The sequence below is a fragment of the Paenibacillus sp. P36 genome (genome assembly GCF_045866505.1).
GTDB classification, from domain to species: Bacteria; Bacillota; Bacilli; order Paenibacillales; family NBRC-103111; genus Paenibacillus_E; species Paenibacillus_E chondroitinus.
In genome coordinates, this window is sequence record NZ_AP038372.1 from 8,234,219 (window position 1) to 8,255,838 (window position 21,620).

Below are 21,620 nucleotides of genomic sequence, written 5' to 3' on the forward strand. Positions count from 1 at the left end.
ACGGCCTTCAAGGCTCGCTCGCGGGAGGCTCGGGGGGATATTTATCACTTTTTCGCATATGCCTCATTATATTCGCCAATGATCTGGTCGCCGCCGCTACGCTTCCAGCGCTCAATCTCCTGCGCAAAGGCTGCTTTATCAAGTTTCCCCAGCATATAATTGTACGTCGCGTCGGAGATGACTTTGTACAGCTCGACGCCACGCTCGTCGTAGGTTTTCGACTCTAACCCCAGTGTCGGGTCCTTAATGATATATTTCTCGTTATCCAAGCTGAGCTTATCCGCCAGCTGTGACAGGGACTCGCTCTCCGCGACCTGCTTCACCTGCGGGTTGTTCAAGTCCGCGATCATGAGCGCATACAGCGCATTCACTTCGTTCACGCGAATCTTGGATGTCTCCTCCAGCAGCTGGACTTTGTCCCCAATGGTGGTGTAATGACGTCCCTCCAAGCCATACTTCATCAGGTTGGCGACATCTTTATCCATCGACCGGTCAAAAAATTGCAGCACCTGCTTCAATTCCGCCTCCGTGCGAATCGCTTTTTTGGAGAACAGGTACAGCGCGCTGTAGTTCGGAATCGACCAGATCTTGAATCCCGTAGGTCCTTCGATATGATTCACGAGGGTGAATTTGGCCGAAGGATTCACAAGCTGCACCTCGTCCGAAAGGCGCTGCACATCCTGCATGCTGCCAATATAGACGCCCGCGATGCCGCGAATCAGCTTATCACGCTGAACTTCTTTACTGGTGACGGCAAAATCCGAGTTAATGAGCTTTTCATCGTACAGCTTTTTCATGAAATTCATCGTATCCACATAAGCCTGCGTTTCGAACTCCGGCACCAGCTTCCCATTCGCAACGCCCCAGTTATTCGGAGTGCCGAAGTAGGAGCTAAGCGTTTTGAAGGCGCCGAAAACCAAGTCATTTCGGTCCGTCAGCCCGATGGTATCATCCTTGCCGTTGCGATCGGGATCGCCATACGTGAAAGCTTTTAACACTTGATACAGCTCATCAACCGTCGTCGGCTTGGCCAGCTTCACATTGTTCAGCCAGTCCTCGCGAATAATAATCCCTTGCCGGGAAGACGGCCGCTCGGTATACAAGCCATAGATTTTGCCATCGACAGCCGCCTGTCCCAAAATCTCCTTATTGAGCTGCTTCAAATTCGGATAAGCCGACAAATACGGTCCGATATCCCAAAAGGCGCCGGAGCGAATCGAATTTTTCATCAACATGTAATCCGTATATTTCACGTAGGTTGCTTTTTTCAGCGAGTTCGTGGTGAGGGCTGTGTTCATTTTATCGGTGTATATGCCATCCGGAACCCAATTCAATTCCAGCTTCGTATTCGTAAGCTTTTCGATCTCCTGAACGAGCTCAGGGATAGGCGGATGCGGAAAATGAAGCGGTGCCATAATCGAAATAACAGGACGATCACTGCTCGTCTCATTGGCTCCCGTAGTGCTTCCTTTCGTGCAACCACTGATCAAAACAACCATCAGCAGACCATAGATAAAGAGACGACCGCGCTTAAAAACTTTCCTGTTTACCTGTGTGTTCATGACCCTTCCCCCTTGATGCAGCAGCGTTTTGCGGTCATAATCAGAGAAAATGATTATCCGCCAGACAGATGATTATTGCTCTTAAGGACAGACTTGACTACAATACATAGATACAGAACTTAGATACAGAATTGATTATCCTAAGATAAGGTGTTGGCTGCGATGCCCAATTTAAGTTTTCTCAGCAAAATGACCATGTTCGGGTTCTTGCTTAGCACGCTCCCTGTTATTTTTATCGGCGCTTTTGCCTTCATGACCTCGTCGAATGAGATCCAAAAAAATGTCAACGAAGGAAAAATGCAGTTAATCACCCAAATCAACTCCAATGTAGAGCAGAAATTAACGACTGTCAACCATACACTTAATCAGGTCATCAACTCCACCGTGCTCAAAAAGGCGATGGATATGCCGCTAACTGTAAACGATTTCATGATGTATGACGATCTGCGCAGCGAAATCCGGTATATGCAATCTTTTGACACGAAGCTGGAAGATGTCATCTTGATCAATGCCCGCGAGAACTGGATGATTAAGAACTCGGGGTTGTACCGTTTTGACGGCTACCCCTTTTACGATAAATTGCTGAACCTGATGAACACACAGGAGAACAGCACCTGGATTTTGAACCCGTCGAAGTGGTTTTTTACGGAGGAGAATGCTCGGAGCGTTACCTGCGATTACAGTATTTCTCTGGTCAAAAAGCTGCCAACTACCGGACTGGAGAAATACGGCTTCGCTATGGCCAACATTCCAGCCTGTTCCCTGCAGGATTTGATTCAAAGCGATACCAAACATCTGGAAGATATTCTGATTATGGACGAGCATAACCAGATTCTCATGCATCCGGACGCCAGTCTGATTGGCAAACCTATTGCGGAGGCCGGCCTGAAGGACCTAAGCCATATAACGGCGCCTACAGGTCAATTCACAGCGGATATCAACGACAAGCGCTATTCGGTCAGCTATCTGCACTCGAACCTGAATAATTGGACTTATTTGTCCTTAACCTCCATCGACAGCTTGACCACAGAATCGCGTAAAATTGGAGTCTACACGATCTATATCTGCATTCTGATGCTGCTTTTGTCCATGCTGCTCGCTTGGCTCGGTTCACGCAAAATGTACTCGCCCATCCAGCTCCTGCTCAATCAAATCGGGGGCCTCGTTACCGTGAACCAGAAGCGGAAAGCCAATGAGTTCCAGATGATCAGCGAGCACGTCCATACGTTGTTCCAATCCAAGTCCCAGCTGGAACGAGAGGTCCATCAGCATATCGGCCAGGTGCGGACCTTCTTCTTGATCAAAGCTTTCCAGGGCCATATTAAAACGAGCGAGCTGCCCGATAAATTAGCCCAATTCGGCTATACGAAACATATGGACGAATGGAAAACGATGTCCGTTATTACCCTGCAGATCGACTCCATCGACAATACCCGTTATGAAAAAAGGGACATGGAGCTGCTGCTTTTCGCCGCGCACAATATGATTGAGGAGCTTATTCCTTCCGACCAGCGTCTAGCTCCCGTCATTATCGATCAGACGGTTGTGACCTTGATTGGAAGTCCAGACAGCGAAGCTGCCGCTTTCCGCAATAAGGTCTACGCCCTGACGGAGCAGATGCAGCAGCACATCTTCAGCTATCTGAATCTGCATGTCAGCATTGGGATGAGCCTTCCCATCCATGCTTTTTCGCAAATGTCGATCGCTTATAAAGAAGGCCTCGAAGCTCTGAAGCATCGAATCAAGCTCGGCGAAGGGATCATCATTCAGTACGAGAATATTAACTCAGGCAAACATTTCTTAAATTTGAACTATCCGAAGCCGCTCGAAAACGAATTGATGGACGCCATCAAGGTGGCCGAAAAGGATAAGTCCAAAGAGCTGCTGCGACAGCTCCTGCAAGCCGTATTCGCTGCTCCGCTTTCGCCGCAGGAATATCAGATTCCGCTGGCTCGGCTGCTTAACAACCTGCTGATGGTGATGCAGGAATCCGGCATTTCCTTGAATCAGATTCATCCGAACAAGGGCTCGCTTTTCGAGGAATTGTTGAATTTGCATATGACGGCGGAAATCGAAGACTGGTTCTGGACAGAGGTCATCCACCCGCTGATCCGCATCTACCGCGACCGGCAGGATGCGCAGTATCACAATATTTCAGAGAAAATTATCGATCTTGTGCAAAAGTATTACGATACCGACCTCACGCTGGAGGACTGCGCATCCAGACTGCATTACAATGCGAATTATCTAAGCAGCATTTTCCGCAAAGAAACGAATTGCTCCTTCAGCGACTATTTGTCCGCCTACCGGTTCAACATGGCGAAGAAATGGCTGTCGGAGACGGATATGCCCATCAAGGATATTTCGTCCAAGCTGCGTTATAACAACTCGCAAAACTTCATTCGGTCCTTCCGCAAGCAAGAGGGGATTACCCCGGGCCAATACCGCGATAAACAAAAAGAAGGTGCTGCTCTATAACCCCGAGCAGCACCCAACGCCAAAAGCCTCCGGAGCCACCAAACATTGTTGGTGGTTTCGGAGGCTTTTGCCTCTTCGTTAAACTAGGTGAGCTAGCTGGCTGTCCAGCTTTCTACTCGCTTGGATCTACAGCTGCCTTAAGCGCGGCACGGTTGTTCCATAAGAACGACACGACGCTGTTGCGTTCCTCAAAGAACGCTTCTTTTTCATCCAAGTAGTCTTTACCGCGACCATGTACGCTGAAACGATCATCGTTGTAGTTCATCAGCGTCCACTGCCCCCCACGCTTGTTATCAGCGAACACAAGGTATAGTTTCTGGCCCGAAGGATCCCACTTCGCATACGACGAAAAGTTGTCCAAAATCAAGCCAATGTCATCCTTCTTTTTAATTTGCATGATCTTATCTCCTTTTCATTTTGATTTAGGCATATTTAGTAGAACAGGAACATAGTAAACGAGAATGCCTGAAAATGTTGTCGGACTGTGTGGATGGTTCATGGGAACCTTTGTCGAATGGCAATCTTTCTGGCATTTCGTGAGACTGCCCGGCCTGTAAAAGCGAAAAAAGCCGAGGACATGACGTCCTCTGGCTCATCATTCTTGTATTGCACAGCTCCGTTTGGGGCTAACCACGCAATTACCTACAGCCCCGCCGCCGCATAAACTTTATCAAAGCCCGCTTTGGAACGCTGTACCAAACTCTCCGGGGAATCCGTCGGAGGCGTAGCCATCAAAATCTCCTGCGAAACAGCGCCTTTATAGCCGATTTTCGCCAAACCTTGCAAGAAGCCTGCCAAGTCGATCACACCTTCGCCTGGGTACACACGTCCGTTATCCAGCACTTCCTCTACCGGAACGTCCGGCGCGTCGTTGATGTGGACGTGGACGATCTGCTCAGGACGCAGCTTCTCGATGTCAGCTACTGTTAACCCGTTCGTGTACCAGTGGTACGCATCGAACAGCAAACCGACGTTGCTCTCGCCGATCGCATCAATCCAATCCAGCGTCTCTTCGAGCGTCCAGATGAACGGATGTTTCCAGCGTGTGCGCAGGTGGTGCGGCCCCACGAACTCTAGGCCAAGACGGATGCCATAGGCGCCTAGGATTTGCGCGCAAGTGCGCAATCTGCGGGTAGCCAGCGCCATGAAATGCGCAGCATTCAGATCCGTCGATGGCAGAACGTACGTGCAGCAGCTCGTACAGCCAAGCGCTGCAGCCGCAGCGGCTGCTTGAGTCAGCTTCGGCAGGTCGGCGCGGAAACGCTCCTCAGACCCGCGCCATTCCACCGGTAGACCGATGGAGCCAATAACAAGGCCATGCTTGTTCAGCAGCTCGCGCGCACCGTCTACGCTGTGGCTCTCCACTAGGGCAAGCGCGTCGATATCGACGGCCGCAAAGCCGTATTTTGCCGCTAGCTCGATGAACTGCTCATTGCTCTCCAGCTTGCCAAGTCCTGCTCCCGTTAACCCTCTAAGCATCGTGTTTCCCTCCCGAATTAGATGTCCCAGTTTAGTTTCACTTCATTCCCTGTGCGGGAAGATTCATAGATGGCATCAAGAATTAAATTGTTCGTGTAGCCGGATAAAGCGGATGTAATCGGTTGTTTGCCTTCCCGAATGCACGTTAGGAAATGTCTGCTCAGACGCAGGCGCTCTCCTTCGTCATTCTCAGGCTTTTTCAAATCGGTCTCGATAGCCCGATTGAACTTCTCAGTCAGCAGTTTCCCGGATGCTCCTTTATAGCTCGCGCCGCCGTCAGAGCCCATCAGATGAATGAACGGCGTGTTATCCGTATCCATATGAACCGCCCAGCTCACTTCCAACGTCAATGTGCTGCCGTCTTCCATACGGATGAGGGCCGTAGCCAAATCTTCCACATCATACGTGCCGTTCCAGTTTGGCGTCCCCCATGTACCAATCCCCTTCTTGCGAGGGCCGAATTCGGCATAAGTTGCACCAAAGACGGAGACAGGCTTCGGATTGCCCATCAAGTAGAGCGCAAGATCCAACATGTGAACCCCAATATCAATCAACGGGCCGCCGCCCGATTCGTTCATTTTCGTAAACCATGTGCCCCAGCCCGGAATCCCTTTGCGGCGGAACCAGCCTGTTTTGGCTGTGTAAATTTTACCGAGCTCACCTGCTTCAACCTGCTCTTTGATCAGCTGCGGGACAGCCTCCCAACGCATTTGGTGGCCGATCATGACCACTTTATCCGAAGCTTCGCTGGCTTTCAGGATCTGTTTAGCTGCTGCAGCATTAATGCCCATCGGTTTTTCAATCAACACGTGCTTGCCGGCTTCAATAGCTTGTACAGCAAGGGAAGCATGATGTTGGTTAGGCACTCCAATAATGACAGCGTCTACATTACTGCTTTGAATAAGCTCTTCAGGGCTAGCTGCTACGTGAGCAATGCCGTATTCTTGAGCTTTTGCTTGTGCTAAAGGCAAATAGGCATCCGTAATCTCTGTAATTTCACAGGAATCCGCCAATTTCGAAAACTCGCGTATATGCACGCCGCCGATGTTACCGGCACCAATAATACCAATTCTAATTTTATTGCTTTCCACGTTCTGTTCCTCCTCATAAGTACATCCTGTACGACCTGCTTTTATGATAAAATAAAGGCAGTAGAAAAACGCACCTATATTTCGGAAAACGTCCCATTTCTTCGAAGGAGATTAGCTGAGTATGACGTATTTTCCCGACTATTTGAAAACGTACCCAAACATGCACTCATCCTTCCCTTTTCATATCAGCAAAAATACGCTGGGGCACGGCTTTCGCGCACACCGCCACGATTTCCTCGAGTTCTCCTATGTCATCGAAGGCACCGGGTCGGAAAGCATTAATGATGTCAACCATGAGATGAGGGCGGGCACTTTCACGTTCGTGCTGCCTTATCAGGTGCATGAAATTTTTACGGATCCCGGACAAAATCTGGTCCTGTATAACTGCATGTTCAGCATGGATTTATTGATGGAATCAGGGAGCGATCCCGGTCTGTCGGGGCTTTTGGGTGAGATGACGGCCTTGCCCGCCTATGTCCAGCTGCATGGACAAGATCAGCAACAGATGCTCGCTCTCCTTGAGGAGATGTATCAGGAATATAACGGCACGGAACGATATAGGCAGACGCTTTTAAAAGGCAAGCTGAAAGAAATTCTCATCCGCTTCGACCGCCATCGTTGGAAGCAAGCCCCCCTTGCGGAGGCAGCAGCAATCCCGCTTCACGGTGCGAAGACGCATCACTCTGTTTGGCCTATCATTCATTATATCCACCGCAACTATCAGGAGGAGCTGGCCTTATCGGACCTCGCGGCGAAGTTCGCGATGAGCGCCTCGCGGATCTCTGAAGTGATTAAGCAAACGACTGGCCAAACGTTCGTCCACTTCCTGCACGACCTGCGCTTGCGTCATGCTTGCAGCCTGCTCGTGTCCACGGAGATGAGCGTAACGGAAATTGCGCTTGAGGTTGGATACGGCTCGTACAAGACGTTCTCCCGCATTTTCCGGGAAAGCAAAGGCATCGTGCCCAAAGATTATCGCAAGGCGGAGCATCATCGCCGGGTAACGTGAGCTAACGCGAGCAGGGAGTCGTCCCAGTTAGAGCGGAACTGGTCTATCTTCTCCTCCGAGCGATTATACTTAACATAGTATATTTGAGTGCGAGGAGAGTGCTGATCTTGTCCAATGCGTTTGTAGCACGTTCTTTGGAAGAAGTGCGATTCTGGTCCCGAATTATGAAGGAACATTCCCTTTTTCTGAAGCTGGGTTTCCGCTGCGAAGATACGCAGCTTATTCAGGAAGCGAATCAATTTTACAGTATTTTTGAGCAAATTGAAGCTAGAGCCCATTCGTATACCGAAGCGACGGATCCCTCGCAAATCCAGCGTTTTAACCTGGAAGCACACTCAGCCGCAACGCACATTTGGGCTTTTAAAAGAAAAGTTCTTGGACTGATCATTCAATGCAAGCTGCCAGGGGGCAATAATTTCCCCTTACTCGTTGATCATACGAGCCGAGAAGCCAACTATTTCAGGAATCGGCTGGAGGAATTAAACACGGGAAGACTGGATCCGTTACCTGACGCGATTATTCATGAAAATGTTTTCTTCCTGCGCATTATGGCGGATCATGCCAAGTTCATCGGACATCTCCTTGACCCGTCAGAGCGTCAGTTAGTCGAGCAAGCCCGCAATTTCAGCCACGATTTTGATCAGCTGCTGTTTCAAGCTATCGACCTGAGCGGCATGAAGCCGCAATCGCAGACAGAGCCGCTTCTGGACCAATTCCTGGATCAGAACCGCGTTTCCGTCGTCTCGCTCCGCGACTTCAAGAAGACGGCCAGAGATTTAATCGAGGCCTGCAAAATCAAAAGTATCATTCACCCGCTGCTTGCTGATCACGTGTTTCGGGAGGCCGAGAGGTTTTTGTTTATCATTGATGCTTTTGAAGTGGCGCTCACGGGGAAACAACCAGGTGCCTAAAATAATACGGCCGCCATGGAAGGTAGATATACCTTACCTTGGCGGCCTTTTGAATTTGGCGCGAGAGGGGCGGCGAAGGGGAACTGTGGGCCTCTATTTCTGCCAAATTAGCTATTTTTCAATCAAAGGGAACTATGAGCCTTTATTTCTCCATAATCAGGCCATTTGGTTGTTTATCAGCTGAAATAAGATCCTCCAGTTCCCCCAGACTGCCAAACCCGGCTCAACCTGCTGAAATAACACCCTGCAGTTCCCTCCCTCACACACGTTCGAACGTTACTCATCCGCCACACACGGGCCTTGCCGAAATAAACCGCCATGCATCAGGCCATACTACTCCAGTCTCCTACGCTTTTTATATATTCCTTGACAGGAATATTCCAAACCAAGTATATTTAATGTATGAATTCGACTATGAGTGCTCTCGCCGAGCCCAACCGTTTACACATGGTCGAACTCTTGCGTGACGGTCCCCTCACCGTAGGGGAAATCGCCGATCGACTTGGGCTTAACCAACCCCAGGTTTCCAAACATCTCCGCGTCCTCAGCGAGGCCGGAATCGTGGAGGTTCAACCGATCGCCAATCGGCGGATCTACAAGCTGCGGCCCCAGCCGCTCCAAGAGCTAGATGCCTGGGTGAAGTCTTTCCGCAGGATTTGGGATGAGAGTTTCGACCGCTTGGACGCCTATTTGCAAGAACTGCAAAGCCAAGAAAGCAATTCGAAGGACAAGCCTTAGGCTGTCGCCGCAAGACTGCCGCGGGTCCCGCTTTTCTGCCACTCTTACAAATCAATACTATTTTAAAATTTATGGAGGTACTCACCCATGTCCGAAACTACAAACTCCCGCTCGCTAGTTATTACACGCACGTTCAACGCTCCTCGCGAGCTCGTCTTCCAATGTTGGACGAAGCCCGAACATCTCAGTCACTGGTGGGGACCGACAGGGATGCAACTGGATGTATCCACGTGTGATGTTCGCCCCGGCGGCATGTTCCATTTCAGTATGAAATCCCCTGACGGCTTTCAAATGTGGGGTAAATTTGTATATAGCGAAGTTTCCCCTTCGGATAAACTTGTCTACACGAACTCGTTCTCCGATGCGGACGCGAACACGATCCGTGCTCCGTTCAGCCCGGTTTTCCCGCTTGAAATTTTGAATATCGTAAACTTCGAAGAGCAAGATGGTAAAACGGTTGTCACCATTAGCGGCGGCCCTGTTAACCCAACCGAAGAAGAAGCTGCTTTCTACACGTCTATGATTGAGAACATGGAACAAGGCTTTGGCGGTACGTTCAATCAACTCGACGAGTACTTGGCGAAACTTGCATAATCCCGTATGCACCGGCTCACCTGAGCCGGTGTTTTCTTTTACCTGCACCTTTGGTTGGCGCCTTTGCCCATACCGCCGCCTGCCCCTTTACCAACCATCCCCTCCTCCTGGAATGTCCGCCAGACGTCACAAAAAAGCCCATCTCAACCGAATAATATAGTAAGCCGGATATTTTTCGGCAGCATTCGACTGAACCCAAAGGAGACTACCTCATGTTTCGCCATAAAATCATGAAACCCAGTGCGGCGCTTCTGCTGACAGCTGCACTTTTTGCCGGCGCAACACCGGCGTCCGCGCTATATTCCCCTTCGGTGAACGCCGTGACCAAGCAAGTAACCGCTCAAGGCAAAACCTATAACGTAAGTGTCGTTACGGTCGATTTGACCGACCCGACCCTGGAGCTCGCTCCCGCCTTGGCTGACGGAGGAATTGGCCATGACGCTCCATTACAAGCAATCGCCGAGCGAGAAGGGGCCGTTGCCGCGATTAACGGGACATTTTTCAATGCCTACGAGTCTAACCCTTATATCCGCTACCCGAACGGGACGATGGTAGAAGCCGGTGAAGCTCTTCACTCCGGAGAAAATCAGACCTTTATTCTGAATCGGGATAAAGTGCCGGATATTCAGTTCGTGGACCTCGACATCGCCGTGCGGGTCAGTGAAGGGAACGGGACTTACCCCATTACCCCTTGGGGGGTTAACAAGTATTACGGCGAAGGCAGCACCGACCAAGTGATCTGGTATACTCCGGACTTTGGCAGCTGGATCAACTTCCCGAACGGGACCAAGGTCGTCATCGAGGATGGGCTCATCACTCGCATCACGAACGATTCCGTGCAGGTTCCTGCCGGCGGTTACGTGCTGTTTGTCGGCAACAGCGCCAACAACCGGCAGCATATCCTGCCGAATCTAGACGTCGGCGATCGCGTCACGAAAGAGCTGCTGGCCAAAGGCGAAGGCGGCAGCTCTCTGAACGCCAAGTCGTGGCTCGCGGCGATCGGGGTCGGGCCGAAGCTGGTCACCGGCGGCGCTGTCGATCTCGACGTCACACGGGACGGCTTCTCCGACCCGAAGGTGACGCAATCTGCCGCAGCGCGCAGCTTCATCGGCATCGACGGGTCTGATCGTCTCGTGATGGGCACCGTGCCGAGCGCAACGCTTTCCCAGCTCGCCGCCATCACCCTTCAGCTTGGGCTGAAGGAAGCCATGAATATGGACGGCGGGTCCAGCTCCGGTCTGTACGCCAACGGCACCATGCTGACCTATCCCGGCCGCGAGTTGAGCAATGCGCTCGTCGTGCGTAAGCTCGACAAACCGAAGGTGCAAATCGATATCAACGGGCAGCCTGAGTATGACTATAGCGGCTTCATCGTCAATGAGACGACCGTTGTTCCAATCCGTCCCTTCATCACCGCGATGAATGCCGGTTTTCAGTGGGACGCCGCAACCCGGACGGCGACCATTACGAGCGGAGGCGTGACGATGAAGCTGAAGGACGGGAGCTCCACAGCGACGGTGAATGGCAAGTCGGTCTCCGTGCCGGTCCCGCTCCAGATTATGGGGGACAGCCGCATGTACGTCCCACTCCGCCTCGTCGCGGAGTCGCTGAATAGCAAAGTGGACTGGAACAGCAGCTTGTACAGGGCATCCGTGCGCCTGCCATAATGAAGACATCATAAGACCTGAGGGCAAACAACCCTCAGGTCTTTTCCATCCCCACCACGTTTAACCCTCCCCAATCAGGCAAAAATAGGTAAGATCACTGAGATGCTACAAAATCGGGGGAACTTTCGGATGTTGGAAAAAGGCCAAATATCAAGCAGACAATTCGGGGTACTTTTATGCCTTTATACAATTGGAAACGCGATTATTTACTCGCCACCCCAACTTATTTTTTTGGCCAAACAGGATGCCTGGCTATCCATTATCGTTGGCTTACTCGCTGGCATGCTCCTCATTGTTCTCTACAGCAAGCTCGGCGGAAAATTTCCTAACCTGAATTTTGCTCAGTACAGCGAGCAGATTTTAGGCCGTTTCTTCGGAAAGTTGGCGGCCTTGGCTGCATTATCTTTTGTCTATATCAGCACCCTGTACCCATTGTGGGGGATCAGCGATTTTCTTGCGACCAGAATGCTGTCCAAAACGCCAATTGAAGTCATCATCTCCATTACGGTCATTATGGTAGCCTTCAGTGTCATTCTGGGGCTCGAAACCATTAGCCGTGTTAGTGAAATTCTGTTTCCTTGGACCTTGTTGTTTTTATTTCTAGTCATTTTGATGTTAATTCCACAGATGAAGCCCACCAACTTTCTTCCGATTCTGGAAGAGGGAATGAAGCCGACCATTCGAGGCAGCGTCCAATTTCTCAGTTTTCCACTCACAGCTGTTTTCAACTTTCTCATGCTGCTGCCTTATGCCAATAATGTCAGCAAAGCGAAGAAAGCTTATTATCTAGGAACCGCTATCGGCGGGGCTGTGATATGGATGGTTACGATAACGAATATTGCCGTTTTAGGTGTTTCTTTAGCTTTGGGAAGCATCTATCCAACTTATGATATGGCGCAAAAAATCAATATTGGCGATTTTCTACAGCGCGCCGAGGCCATTATTGCGATCATCTGGTTTGTCACGCAATATTTTTATACGGTCATCAACTTTTATATTACGACTCTCATTCTAGCTCAGCTACTAGGTTTAAAAGAAACCCGCCCGCTTGTGCTCCCGATTGGCGTTATTTCAGTCCCTTTAGCTAATGTGTTAATTCCCAATATCCCTTACTCCTTTACTTTCACGAACAAAGTTTGGCCTGCTTACGCGTTCACCGTCACCCTGCTGCTTCCGCTGCTTATGCTGCTGATTGCCAAGCTGCGCCACCTGCCGAAACAAACGAAAAAGCCGGAGACATAATCCCGTCTCCAGCTCTTTCATCAACTCATCATTTTCTGCAGAAGTTCACCCATAGGCTTAAACACATACGATATGTACACTAACGGGCTTCGCAGATGCGCACCCAAAGCTTTCGCTACGCAAAGCGCCGTGCCAAGCACAAGCAGCACAGAAAACGACCACAGCTCCTTCTTCAGACGCTTTCGCCTCATTCTGGGGACTTCAATGAGCACGATGGCAGCAACCGCCAGCAGGATAAAAGGGAGAAGTGCCATGGGTCAACTACTCCTTTGTCTTTTTCTTTAATTCTTCAATGAAAGAGCTGCTCACTTTCCCTGTGCGACGTAGTTTGGCATCCACTTGTACAATCACCTCTGATTTTACAAAATAACTCGGCCAGTCCGACTTCATCTGCTTCCAAGAACCAGGGTCTGATCTGTGCAAAATTTCACCGAAGCCGAAAATGTCCGCTTCCAACTTTTGCGCTTTGGAAACCGCGACCTGCAAGCCTTCCTTCAGTTTTTTCTCCATGACCTGTTCCAACAGATAAATCGATTCTGATTTTGTTAAATCAATGCTTCCCTCGACCTCACCAATATCCCCTTCCACTTGCAATTTGACGGTGAATACGGGTTTTCCCTCTTTCATAGCTGCCGTAACTTTGGATTTTGTTCTTAAAATATGGATGGAAGCTTCTCCGCCATCAGGCAGCAGCACATCTCCAACGGTGCTTTTCACATTTCCGCTTATGTAATTGTAGCCTTTGCTTTCTTGCTCATTCAGCCAGCCTACTAACCGATCCCCACGAAAAACACCTAACTGGGTAAAGACCAGGCCGACAGGAGCGTCCGACATCTTCAGTTTATTATCTTTGCGGAGGACGGCTAATTCCCCATTGGATTTAAGCCCTGTCAAGACTGGCTCTTTGCCGAGAGCAACCAGATTGGCCACAAATTCATCTACATGCACGGCAATCGTAGGCGCCCAAAGGTTTTGGGAGGTTTTTAAGGAGGAATACAGCTTATTCGCCGGGATTTTCTCCGTTGGAGTCAATGTGCTTAATATCTCTTTAGCCTGTACGTCTTTGGCAATCGCAACGAAATAATCAGGACGCATTTGCTCATTACGCATAAAGAAATCTAACACGTCCCTTACCCCTTCCCTTGCCAGCTCCTCACTAATCACTAACATTCGCAAATGAGAAAGGTATAGTTCCCTTGGGGCATGGCTCGTCATCTTGCGAAGAGCTTCGTATAACGTGGGCGACACGACATGGAAGTTCGTAACGGACGTCCCCCGTTCTGATGATGAGCCCATCCCGATTTCGCCGACATTCGCCACTTGGGCGCTTAATTCAATTTGGTTATCATGTTTATCTATGCCAAGCGCCATCACAAAGGAGAGCTGATTTAACTCCTGTCGGTTCCAACACCCCGTCGTTATGCTTATTAGAAGGATGAGCAGGAGAGTAACCCGTATCATCTTGCGCATCAGGAAAACACTCCCCTTCTTCTTATTCGAGCTAATCGATTGGCTTCCTAGGCTTGCTATCTTTAATGCGAGTTTGATTAGTTCCTTTACCGATTAACGATGGCCGGCGCTGCATAGCCCAGAGCGGCAAGCGAAAGATCGCATCCTTCTGGTCTGTCGCATGAAAGGGGCCAAAGGGGGACATGTAAGGAACTCCGAATGAGCGAAGGCTGCACAAATGAAACAAGATGCACATACATCCCAGAAAGATGCCGTAGATGCCAAAGGAAGCCGCAATAAACATCAACAGGTACCGCAGCAGGCGAAGCGGAATGCTGATGGAGTAGGCGGGCATGACGAAGCTTGCGATGGCTGTGATCGAAACAACGATGACCATCGCCGCAGATACCAGGCCCGCTTGAACAGCGGCTTCTCCAAGCACCAAGGCTCCGACAATGGAAATGGCGGAACCGACCATTCTTGGCATTCGAATACCGGCCTCACGCAAAATCTCAAACGCTGTTTCCATCAACAGCGCTTCAATAAACGCTGGGAACGGGACCCCTTCCCGCTGCGTTGCCAGACTGAGCAGCAGCGTAGTTGGCAGCATCTCTTGATGGTAGGTGGTCACGGCAATATACACGGATGGTGTCAAAAGTGAGATCAGCATCGCCACATAACGCAGCATTCGAATGACGCCAAAGTCAGACCGTTGGTAGTAATCTTCTGCGGACTGCAGAAATTGAGTGAAGATAACGGGGACTAGCAGAACAAACGGTGAGCCGTCCACCAGAATAGCAACACGGCCCTCTAACATGCCTGCAGCAATCGTGTCCGGCCGTTCAGAGTTATAGATCGTTGGAAAAGGACTGAACGTGTCGTCCTGTATCAGTTCTTCAATTTGACCTGTATCCATAATGGCATCTATATCAATCCGCTGAATGCGGTTCCTGACTTCGTCCACGACTTTGTCATCCGCAATCCCTTTGATATACATGAAAGCAACATCTGTTTTGGATATCCGACCAACGCGGAGGTTTTCCATCCGAAGTGAGGGATGCTTGATTCTTCGCCGGATGAGTGACGTATTGGTACGCATCGTTTCTGTGAAGCTTTCGCGAGGCCCCCGGACGACAGCTTCCACATTGGATTCTGTAATTCCGCGTGACTCCCATCCTCTTGTGCTGACGATGAGCCCTAGGCGGCAGTTATCCAGCATGATAGCGGTATCCCCGGATAGGATTGCATCGTACAGATCCTCCATCAGCTCGGTTTTTCTCACGCCGCCTAACGAAATAATATACCGTTCCAGAGCGCCCGGGATATCTGCTATCAGGCTTCCATCCGCGTTCCGAAAGTCCCCCGTGAATAGCATAAGAGATTCTAATAATTCATGAATCGAAATATGGTCGGCCAATCCATCCGTGAAAACAATGGCAATCGGCAGCTCGCCTGATCGTCCGATGCCGAGCTCTCTAATGATAATGTCGCTGCTTTCCCCCAGAGTCTCGACAAGCTGCACTATATTTTCAGGCAGATGAGGGGTTAGCGTTGGAGCGGCAGTCGTAGACATAGGATCACCCTGTTTGTGGTTTAGCTATTTGTACCCTTCCCTTATTTTGGATGCATTATGTATCCCATCAAGTCACATTTTTGCTCGCTGATTCATTGAGTTTTCCATCCCATAACGCTTATAATAAAACGAGAAAAAGTTTAAAAGAAAAGGTGTCATTTCATGAGCATATTAAATGTAGAAAGATTAAGTCACGGCTTTGGAGACCGCGCCATCTTCAACGACGTCTCGTTCCGCCTGCTCAAAGGGGAGCACATCGGACTCATCGGTGCTAACGGGGAAGGTAAATCTACTTTCATGAACATCATTACAGGCAAGCTTCAGCCGGATGATGGCAAGGTTGAATGGTCCAAGCGCATGCGCGTTGGCTACCTGGATCAACATGCTGTTCTTAGCAAAGGCATGAGCATCCGCGATGTCCTGAAGGGAGCCTTCCAATATCTGTTCGACATGGAACAAGAAATGAATGACATGTACGGCCGGATGGGCGATGTGACGCCGGAAGAGCTTGAACAGATGCTCGAGGATGTCGGTACGATTCAGGATACATTGACGAATCAAGACTTTTACATGATCGATGCCAAAATCGAAGAAACCGCTCGCGGGCTGGGCCTCACCGATATTGGTTTGGACAAAGATGTGAACGATTTGAGCGGTGGTCAACGGACGAAGGTGCTTCTGGCGAAGCTTTTGCTGGAGAAACCGGACATTCTGCTCCTCGATGAGCCTACCAACTATTTGGATGAGCAGCACATTGAATGGTTGAAACGTTATTTGCAAGAATATGAGAATGCCTTCATTCTTATCTCTCACGATATTCCGTTCCTGAACAGCGTAATCAACTTGATCTACCATATGGAAAATCAAGCTTTAAACCGCTATGTGGGAGATTACAATCACTTCCAACAAGTACACGAAATGAAGAAACAGCAGCTTGAGTCAGCTTACAAACGCCAACAACAAGAAATTTCCGAGTTGAAGGATTTCGTTGCCCGTAACAAAGCGAGCGTCGCGACGCGGAATATGGCGATGTCCAGACAAAAGAAACTCGACAAGATGGAAGTTATTGAAATTGCGAAGGAGAAACCGAAGCCGCAGTTTAATTTCAAAGAGGGCCGTACGTCAGGCAAGCTCATTTTTGAAACGACGGATCTCGTGATCGGCTACGATCAACCGCTATCCAGACCGCTTAACTTGCGCATGGAACGTGGTCAAAAGATCGCCTTGGTCGGTGCCAACGGGATCGGGAAAACGACGTTGCTGCGGAGTATTTTGGGCGAAATCCAGCCGGTATCCGGCTCCGTCCAAAAAGGCGATAACCAGCAAATCGGTTACTTCCAACAGGAAATCAAAGACTCCAACAACAACACTTGTATCGAGGAAGTATGGAACGAGTTCCCTTCTTTCACACAATTTGAAGTGCGTGCTGCGCTAGCGAAATGCGGTCTCACCACGAAGCATATTGAGAGTAAAGTTGTCGTCCTGAGCGGCGGCGAGAAGGCGAAAGTCCGTCTCTGCAAGCTGATCAACCGTGAAACGAACTTACTGGTGCTCGATGAGCCGACCAACCATTTGGACGTAGATGCCAAGGATGAGCTCAAACGTGCGCTGCAAGCCTACAAGGGCAGCATTCTTCTGATTTCCCACGAACCGGAATTTTACCGTGATGTTGTGACGGAAACTTGGAATTGCGAGTCTTGGACAACGAAAGTGTTCTAATCGAGCAAGAGGCCGTCTTCGAGTAGATTTTTCTACTTGAGGATGGCCTCTTTTGTATTATTTTGCTTCCGAATCTGCCACCGCTGCTTCCGAACCCGCCAAGCCCCGCTTAGCATCCGCGTTTGCATATAACTCAGGTGAATAAGGATGCAGCGAAGGAAACGGCTCGCTCCAAGGATCAGCGTACGATGTATCGAATACGTCCAACGCAAGAAGAGCGAGTGCACCCGCCTGTTCAACCCATTTCGCAGCTTCCTCACCCTCTCTCCGTCACCGTTCACTATCTCGCATTCATTGTAAAAGAGATCCGTCGCTGGATAATCAGTCCACAGGCGGAATTCCGTCTCCGCTTTCAGCTTGATTTTGCGCTAACGTCCCGGTCAAGTCGTAGGTTGCTTTCATATGATACAAAGCGTATCATTAAGTATAAACTTACACATTCATGCGACGAAAGCGAGGACATCCAGCCTATGCCTGTCATCCGCCATTTCTTCCAGAGCAAACTACTCCTTTGGCTGCTATTTTTATGCTTAAGTGATGCTGTATTCACGGACATCGGCTTGCATCTGTCCTTTATTGAAGAACTGAACCCTCTAATACGAAGTGTATATGAATGGCATGTCGCCGGGTATTACTTCCTTAAACTCATACTTCCCTTGATTCTCATGGCCTTTTACCCTTATATCCGGAAACGCGCCTGGGTCAAGCCCTGCCTATCCCTCACGGTGATCATCTACGGAGCCGTCAATGTATATCACTTCGTCTGGTTATCCTACGGACTCACATACCTTGCTACCAACTAGCAGCAGCGAAAAGAACCCGGCAGTAAAACTTTCTGCGGGTTCTTTTTTTTGTTTTTCGCCTTATATCGTTGCTACAATTCGATCGATCTCCAGCTGCACGCGCACAATCCCTTCTTTACATGTCTCCAAGTTGATTTCTTGCTCCATCTCTTTCTCGAGCACCAAGACAGCCGCCAACAAGGATTCGGCATAGAAATTCGCAGCCACTCCTTTCAGCGTATGCACCATGCGGCGAGCAACAGCATCTTCTTGGTGAATGATAGGCGGCAGCAAATTCTCCGTGAAACAAGCATAATCTTGTTTAAACTTCTCAATCATGTATTGAAAAATATGGACCTTCTGATCGATATTCCGCAGCACATGCTCCGCATCAATCCCCTTAACACGCAATAACCACTGCAAATCCTGCCACTTATCGAGCATATCGGCCAGCTGCTTCTCATTGACGGGTTTCACTAAAATGCCATTGAGTCCAAGCTTCAGCATTTGCATCGTGTCTTTCACGAATCCGTTTGCAGTAAGCGCAATGATCGGAATCCGCTGCATCGGCTTAAGTTGTCTCAGCTTTTGCGTTGCCTCATAGCCATCCATCTCCGGCATATGAATATCCATAAGGATAAGCTTCCAGGCTTGCTCACCCACCCGTTCCAGAACCTCATAGCCATTTTGTGCAATTACCACCTCATAGCCCAATTGCTGCAGAAGCTGCGTAATGACCAGTTGATTGATTTCATTGTCCTCCGCCACCAAAATGTGCCCCTTGGACTGGAAAAGCGCCCCTTCCGCCATAGCCTGCTCCTTATCGCGATCACACCTCTTAGGGGATGGCTTCTGCCCGCTAAGAACCTGCAAAACCTTGCGCAGTGACAACCTGCTTACCGGTTTCACCAGAACTGCATCCGCCTTCAACGCCTCAGGCAGCTCGCACATTTCTTCTCTGCCTTCCAGTGTCGTGAGCGCAATCACATGAGTTCGGGAGCGGTCTACCGCATTCAGCACTCGCTGCCAGATCGCCTGATGCTGCATGGGGTCCATTTGCATATCCAGGAAAATATAGCGGAACGCAGCTTGGCCAGCTCCTCCCTCTCCTTGTTCCAACGCCTCTAATAAGTCGGATACGGACAGGACCGTCTTCGCCTCCAGCTGGAAGGAGCCCAGCAAATCGGATACATGCCGAGCAGCAATGGGATGATCCTCAGCAACGAGCACATGCTTGTTTTCTTGAGGCAGAAGGTGCTGCCTGTAATCAAGATACATGTCATCCTCCGTCTGCTGATTTCGTCCGAACAACAGACTGAAGTAGAAGCGGCTGCCTGTCCCTAACGTCGTCTCAACCCTCAGCACGCCTCCCATGGACTGCACCAAATGCTGGCAGATCACAAGCCCAAGCCCTGTGCCTCCGTACCTCCGGCTAGTCGATGTATCCGCTTGCGAGAAAGGCAAGAATAACTGTGACAGCTGCTCCTTCGAAATCCCAATCCCCGTGTCCTCCACGGCAAAAGAGATAATGATGCCTTCCTCCGCATATTCCTCAAGCTGCACTTGAAGCCGAATGTGACCTTGCTCCGTAAATTTAATGGCATTATTTGATAAATTGATAAGGACTTGCTCCAATCGAAAAGAGTCCCCGCTGACGATATCCGGCAAATCCTCGGAAGTATCCAGCAAGATCTCGATTCGCTTGTTGCCGAGGGAGACGCTCGCCAGGTCGGCGACCTTTTGGAGTGACTCTTCCAAGGAGAAGTCGACTTTCTCCAAAATTAATTTCCCCGCTTCAATTTTCGAAAAATCCAGAATATCGTTAATCGTCGCCAGCAGAACACTCGAAGAGGCGTCCATTTTACTCAAATAATCTTTCTGTAGAGGTGTTAACTCCGTTCGCTGCAGCAGAAGAGACAGCCCCAGAATACCGTTAAGCGGCGTACGAATTTCGTGACTCATCCTCGCCAGGAACTGGCTTTTGGCCCGATTGGATTCATCCGCCTCTTCGCGCTTCTTGAGATCCGTAATATCGTGAACGGTCCCGGTGACCGCAATAATTTCCGTCCTTGTTTCATTGAACAGGGGGGATAACGTAACATTATAGGTATGCTCAGCACCGTCCGGCAGCAGAAAATTAATGGCGAATTGCTGCGTCTTGCCGTTGACGATCGATTGGGTGAAAGAGCGCTCCCATTTCGAAGGATTGTCCATGTGAATGACTTCCGTTAATTGTTTTCCTTTTACCTGTTCAGACGTAAGTTGGTAAGTTTGATACATTTTAGAATTAGCAGAGGCAACGCTTCCATCCAGTCGAAATCGGAGAATAAAGTCCTCTGAATTTTCCACCAAAGTCCGGAATTGCTCGTCTCTAACCCTAACTTTCATCTGGGCTGCACGATGCTCCGACACATCCACCGCTGATCCGATGACCTCACTAACCGCGCCAAACTTAAAGATAGGCTGCAAAGTAACGAGAATCGTAAAGCCTTGACAATCATATTCATAGATGACTCTTTCGCCCTCCCAAGCCTGCTCATAATAGGGCTGCAGAAAGTCCAGAAACTTAGTCCCTAATATGCTGATTTCATGAGCCTTTTTCCCAATAAATTGACTCGGTCGCAAACCCAGCTGATAAAGTAATTGACCCTCAATCAATATATAGACAAAATGGCCCCGGTGCTTATGAAATTTAAATGTAAAGCCCGGCTGTAAGCGCAGCATATCAATGAGTTCCTGCTCCACCTGCCGGATCTGCAGCTTGTACTCCCGGGCACGAATCAGATAGCCAAGAAAACATGCCACAACCACCACACACACCATTTGGTAGGTGAGGTATGTCCCTATGACTTGAAGCGATGACCGGTACACAGTCCAGACCATTCCATAGTAGAACACATAAAAGAACGTTCCTCCTAATAACCATTTGAACCAGTAAGAGCGTACTTTCGCGAAAACAAAACCGGTTCCCATAATCGCAGAAAGTCCAATTACCAGCAGCGGAATCTGGATAGAACCGTCCATTATGAAGCGCCATATCCATGAGACAGCGAAGGTAATGAGGATAGAGGGATATCCTCCCAAATAGGCGGCAAGCAGGAAGCCTACGCCACGAAAATTAAGACTTATTTGAGCATCATATGTAATGCCAAAACTAACCAGAATCACAACAAGGATGCCATGGGTGAGACCCACATAAACTTTGTAGTACCACGTCGGCTTCTGATCCAATTTCGTAATAATGAAAAACTGTTCGACGAATAAGACAAACACGGTAATAATCGCAAAATTGGTAATCAAATCGCGCAGCAGAACAATCACCAGCC

17 protein-coding genes are annotated in these 21,620 nt (G+C 49.5%); 9 read left to right on the forward strand and 8 right to left on the reverse strand.

Annotation, left to right across the window (positions count from 1 at the left end; genetic code table 11):
* Window positions 1–44: 44 nt before the first annotated feature.
* A complete protein-coding gene (locus ACKTT9_RS36010) occupies window positions 45–1,562 on the reverse strand; it encodes an extracellular solute-binding protein (protein ID WP_407869782.1) in 1,518 nt (505 codons plus the stop codon).
* 162 nt (window positions 1,563–1,724) lie between these two features.
* Between ACKTT9_RS36010 and ACKTT9_RS36015 the strand changes: the two genes are divergently transcribed.
* A complete protein-coding gene (locus ACKTT9_RS36015; RefSeq protein ID WP_407869783.1) occupies window positions 1,725–4,040 on the forward strand; it encodes an AraC family transcriptional regulator in 2,316 nt (771 codons plus the stop codon).
* A gap of 112 nt (window positions 4,041–4,152) precedes the next feature.
* On the opposite strand, the gene ACKTT9_RS36020 is transcribed toward ACKTT9_RS36015, so the two are convergent.
* The 3 genes from ACKTT9_RS36020 to ACKTT9_RS36030 form a co-directional block, all read right to left on the reverse strand.
* Window positions 4,153–4,437, reverse strand: coding sequence for a hypothetical protein (locus tag ACKTT9_RS36020; protein ID WP_127456634.1), 285 nt, complete (start codon window positions 4,435–4,437; stop codon window positions 4,153–4,155).
* A gap of 245 nt (window positions 4,438–4,682) precedes the next feature.
* Complete coding sequence (locus ACKTT9_RS36025; RefSeq protein ID WP_157324190.1) at window positions 4,683–5,519, reverse strand: sugar phosphate isomerase/epimerase; 837 nt, start codon at window positions 5,517–5,519, stop codon at window positions 4,683–4,685.
* Between the two features lie 17 nt (window positions 5,520–5,536).
* Window positions 5,537–6,610: a Gfo/Idh/MocA family protein gene (locus tag ACKTT9_RS36030; protein ID WP_407869784.1), complete on the reverse strand. Its 1,074-nt coding sequence runs from the start codon at window positions 6,608–6,610 to the stop codon at window positions 5,537–5,539.
* Window positions 6,611–6,731: 121 nt separating this feature from the next.
* Here ACKTT9_RS36030 and ACKTT9_RS36035 point away from each other — a divergent pair, with 121 nt between their 5' ends.
* The 6 genes from ACKTT9_RS36035 (at window position 6,732) to ACKTT9_RS36060 (ending at window position 12,771) form a co-directional block, all read left to right on the forward strand.
* The gene (locus ACKTT9_RS36035; RefSeq protein WP_157324192.1) at window positions 6,732–7,619 is read left to right on the forward strand and encodes an AraC family transcriptional regulator; all 888 of its coding nucleotides are present in this window, start codon (window positions 6,732–6,734) and stop codon (window positions 7,617–7,619) included.
* A gap of 107 nt (window positions 7,620–7,726) precedes the next feature.
* Entirely contained in the window at window positions 7,727–8,530 is an 804-nt protein-coding gene (locus ACKTT9_RS36040) for a DUF2935 domain-containing protein (RefSeq protein ID WP_181646377.1), read from the forward strand.
* A gap of 402 nt (window positions 8,531–8,932) precedes the next feature.
* The gene (locus ACKTT9_RS36045; RefSeq protein WP_127456638.1) at window positions 8,933–9,268 is read left to right on the forward strand and encodes a helix-turn-helix transcriptional regulator; all 336 of its coding nucleotides are present in this window, start codon (window positions 8,933–8,935) and stop codon (window positions 9,266–9,268) included.
* Between the two features lie 87 nt (window positions 9,269–9,355).
* Window positions 9,356–9,862, forward strand: a complete 507-nt coding sequence (locus tag ACKTT9_RS36050; protein ID WP_407869785.1) for an SRPBCC family protein — start codon at window positions 9,356–9,358, stop codon at window positions 9,860–9,862.
* Between the two features lie 212 nt (window positions 9,863–10,074).
* A complete protein-coding gene (locus tag ACKTT9_RS36055) occupies window positions 10,075–11,529 on the forward strand; it encodes a stalk domain-containing protein (protein ID WP_407869786.1) in 1,455 nt (484 codons plus the stop codon).
* Between the two features lie 129 nt (window positions 11,530–11,658).
* On the forward strand, window positions 11,659–12,771 hold the full coding sequence (locus ACKTT9_RS36060; protein WP_407869787.1) for an endospore germination permease: 1,113 nt from the start codon (window positions 11,659–11,661) through the stop codon (window positions 12,769–12,771).
* A 20-nt stretch (window positions 12,772–12,791) separates the two neighbouring features.
* Here ACKTT9_RS36060 and ACKTT9_RS36065 read toward each other — a convergent pair whose 3' ends face one another.
* The 3 genes from ACKTT9_RS36065 to ACKTT9_RS36075 are packed head-to-tail and all read right to left on the reverse strand — an operon-like array spanning window position 12,792 to window position 15,793.
* Window positions 12,792–13,025 carry a hypothetical protein gene (locus ACKTT9_RS36065; RefSeq protein ID WP_407869788.1) on the reverse strand — a complete coding sequence of 78 codons (234 nt, stop codon included), beginning with the start codon at window positions 13,023–13,025 and terminating at the stop codon, window positions 12,792–12,794.
* Window positions 13,026–13,032: 7 nt separating this feature from the next.
* A complete protein-coding gene (locus ACKTT9_RS36070; protein WP_407869789.1) occupies window positions 13,033–14,241 on the reverse strand; it encodes a Ger(x)C family spore germination protein in 1,209 nt (402 codons plus the stop codon).
* Window positions 14,242–14,272: 31 nt separating this feature from the next.
* A complete protein-coding gene (locus ACKTT9_RS36075) occupies window positions 14,273–15,793 on the reverse strand; it encodes a spore germination protein (protein WP_407869790.1) in 1,521 nt (506 codons plus the stop codon).
* A 162-nt stretch (window positions 15,794–15,955) separates the two neighbouring features.
* On the opposite strand from ACKTT9_RS36075, the gene ACKTT9_RS36080 reads away from it, so the two are divergent.
* Both ACKTT9_RS36080 and ACKTT9_RS36085 read left to right on the forward strand, forming a co-directional pair.
* The gene (locus ACKTT9_RS36080; RefSeq protein WP_315952842.1) at window positions 15,956–17,512 is read left to right on the forward strand and encodes an ABC-F family ATP-binding cassette domain-containing protein; all 1,557 of its coding nucleotides are present in this window, start codon (window positions 15,956–15,958) and stop codon (window positions 17,510–17,512) included.
* A gap of 470 nt (window positions 17,513–17,982) precedes the next feature.
* Window positions 17,983–18,315: a DUF5658 family protein gene (locus tag ACKTT9_RS36085; RefSeq protein WP_407873181.1), complete on the forward strand. Its 333-nt coding sequence runs from the start codon at window positions 17,983–17,985 to the stop codon at window positions 18,313–18,315.
* 60 nt (window positions 18,316–18,375) lie between these two features.
* On the opposite strand, the gene ACKTT9_RS36090 is transcribed toward ACKTT9_RS36085, so the two are convergent.
* Window positions 18,376–21,615 carry a response regulator gene (locus tag ACKTT9_RS36090; protein ID WP_407869791.1) on the reverse strand — a complete coding sequence of 1,080 codons (3,240 nt, stop codon included), beginning with the start codon at window positions 21,613–21,615 and terminating at the stop codon, window positions 18,376–18,378.
* Window positions 21,616–21,620: the final 5 nt, after the last annotated feature.

Coding starts and splice junctions, on each gene's coding strand:
- ACKTT9_RS36070 (WP_407869789.1), bottom strand. CDS start 14,241: ATGCGCAAGATGATACGGGTTACTCTCCTGCTCATCCTTCTAATAAGC.
- ACKTT9_RS36020 (WP_127456634.1), bottom strand. CDS start 4,437: ATGCAAATTAAAAAGAAGGATGACATTGGCTTGATTTTGGACAACTTT.
- ACKTT9_RS36080 (WP_315952842.1), top strand. CDS start 15,956: ATGAGCATATTAAATGTAGAAAGATTAAGTCACGGCTTTGGAGACCGC.
- ACKTT9_RS36035 (WP_157324192.1), top strand. CDS start 6,732: ATGACGTATTTTCCCGACTATTTGAAAACGTACCCAAACATGCACTCA.
- ACKTT9_RS36085 (WP_407873181.1), top strand. CDS start 17,983: ATGCCTGTCATCCGCCATTTCTTCCAGAGCAAACTACTCCTTTGGCTG.
- ACKTT9_RS36045 (WP_127456638.1), top strand. CDS start 8,933: ATGAATTCGACTATGAGTGCTCTCGCCGAGCCCAACCGTTTACACATG.
- ACKTT9_RS36010 (WP_407869782.1), bottom strand. CDS start 1,562: ATGAACACACAGGTAAACAGGAAAGTTTTTAAGCGCGGTCGTCTCTTT.
- ACKTT9_RS36075 (WP_407869790.1), bottom strand. CDS start 15,793: ATGTCTACGACTGCCGCTCCAACGCTAACCCCTCATCTGCCTGAAAAT.
- ACKTT9_RS36015 (WP_407869783.1), top strand. CDS start 1,725: ATGCCCAATTTAAGTTTTCTCAGCAAAATGACCATGTTCGGGTTCTTG.
- ACKTT9_RS36050 (WP_407869785.1), top strand. CDS start 9,356: ATGTCCGAAACTACAAACTCCCGCTCGCTAGTTATTACACGCACGTTC.
- ACKTT9_RS36060 (WP_407869787.1), top strand. CDS start 11,659: ATGTTGGAAAAAGGCCAAATATCAAGCAGACAATTCGGGGTACTTTTA.
- ACKTT9_RS36055 (WP_407869786.1), top strand. CDS start 10,075: ATGTTTCGCCATAAAATCATGAAACCCAGTGCGGCGCTTCTGCTGACA.
- ACKTT9_RS36025 (WP_157324190.1), bottom strand. CDS start 5,519: ATGCTTAGAGGGTTAACGGGAGCAGGACTTGGCAAGCTGGAGAGCAAT.
- ACKTT9_RS36065 (WP_407869788.1), bottom strand. CDS start 13,025: ATGGCACTTCTCCCTTTTATCCTGCTGGCGGTTGCTGCCATCGTGCTC.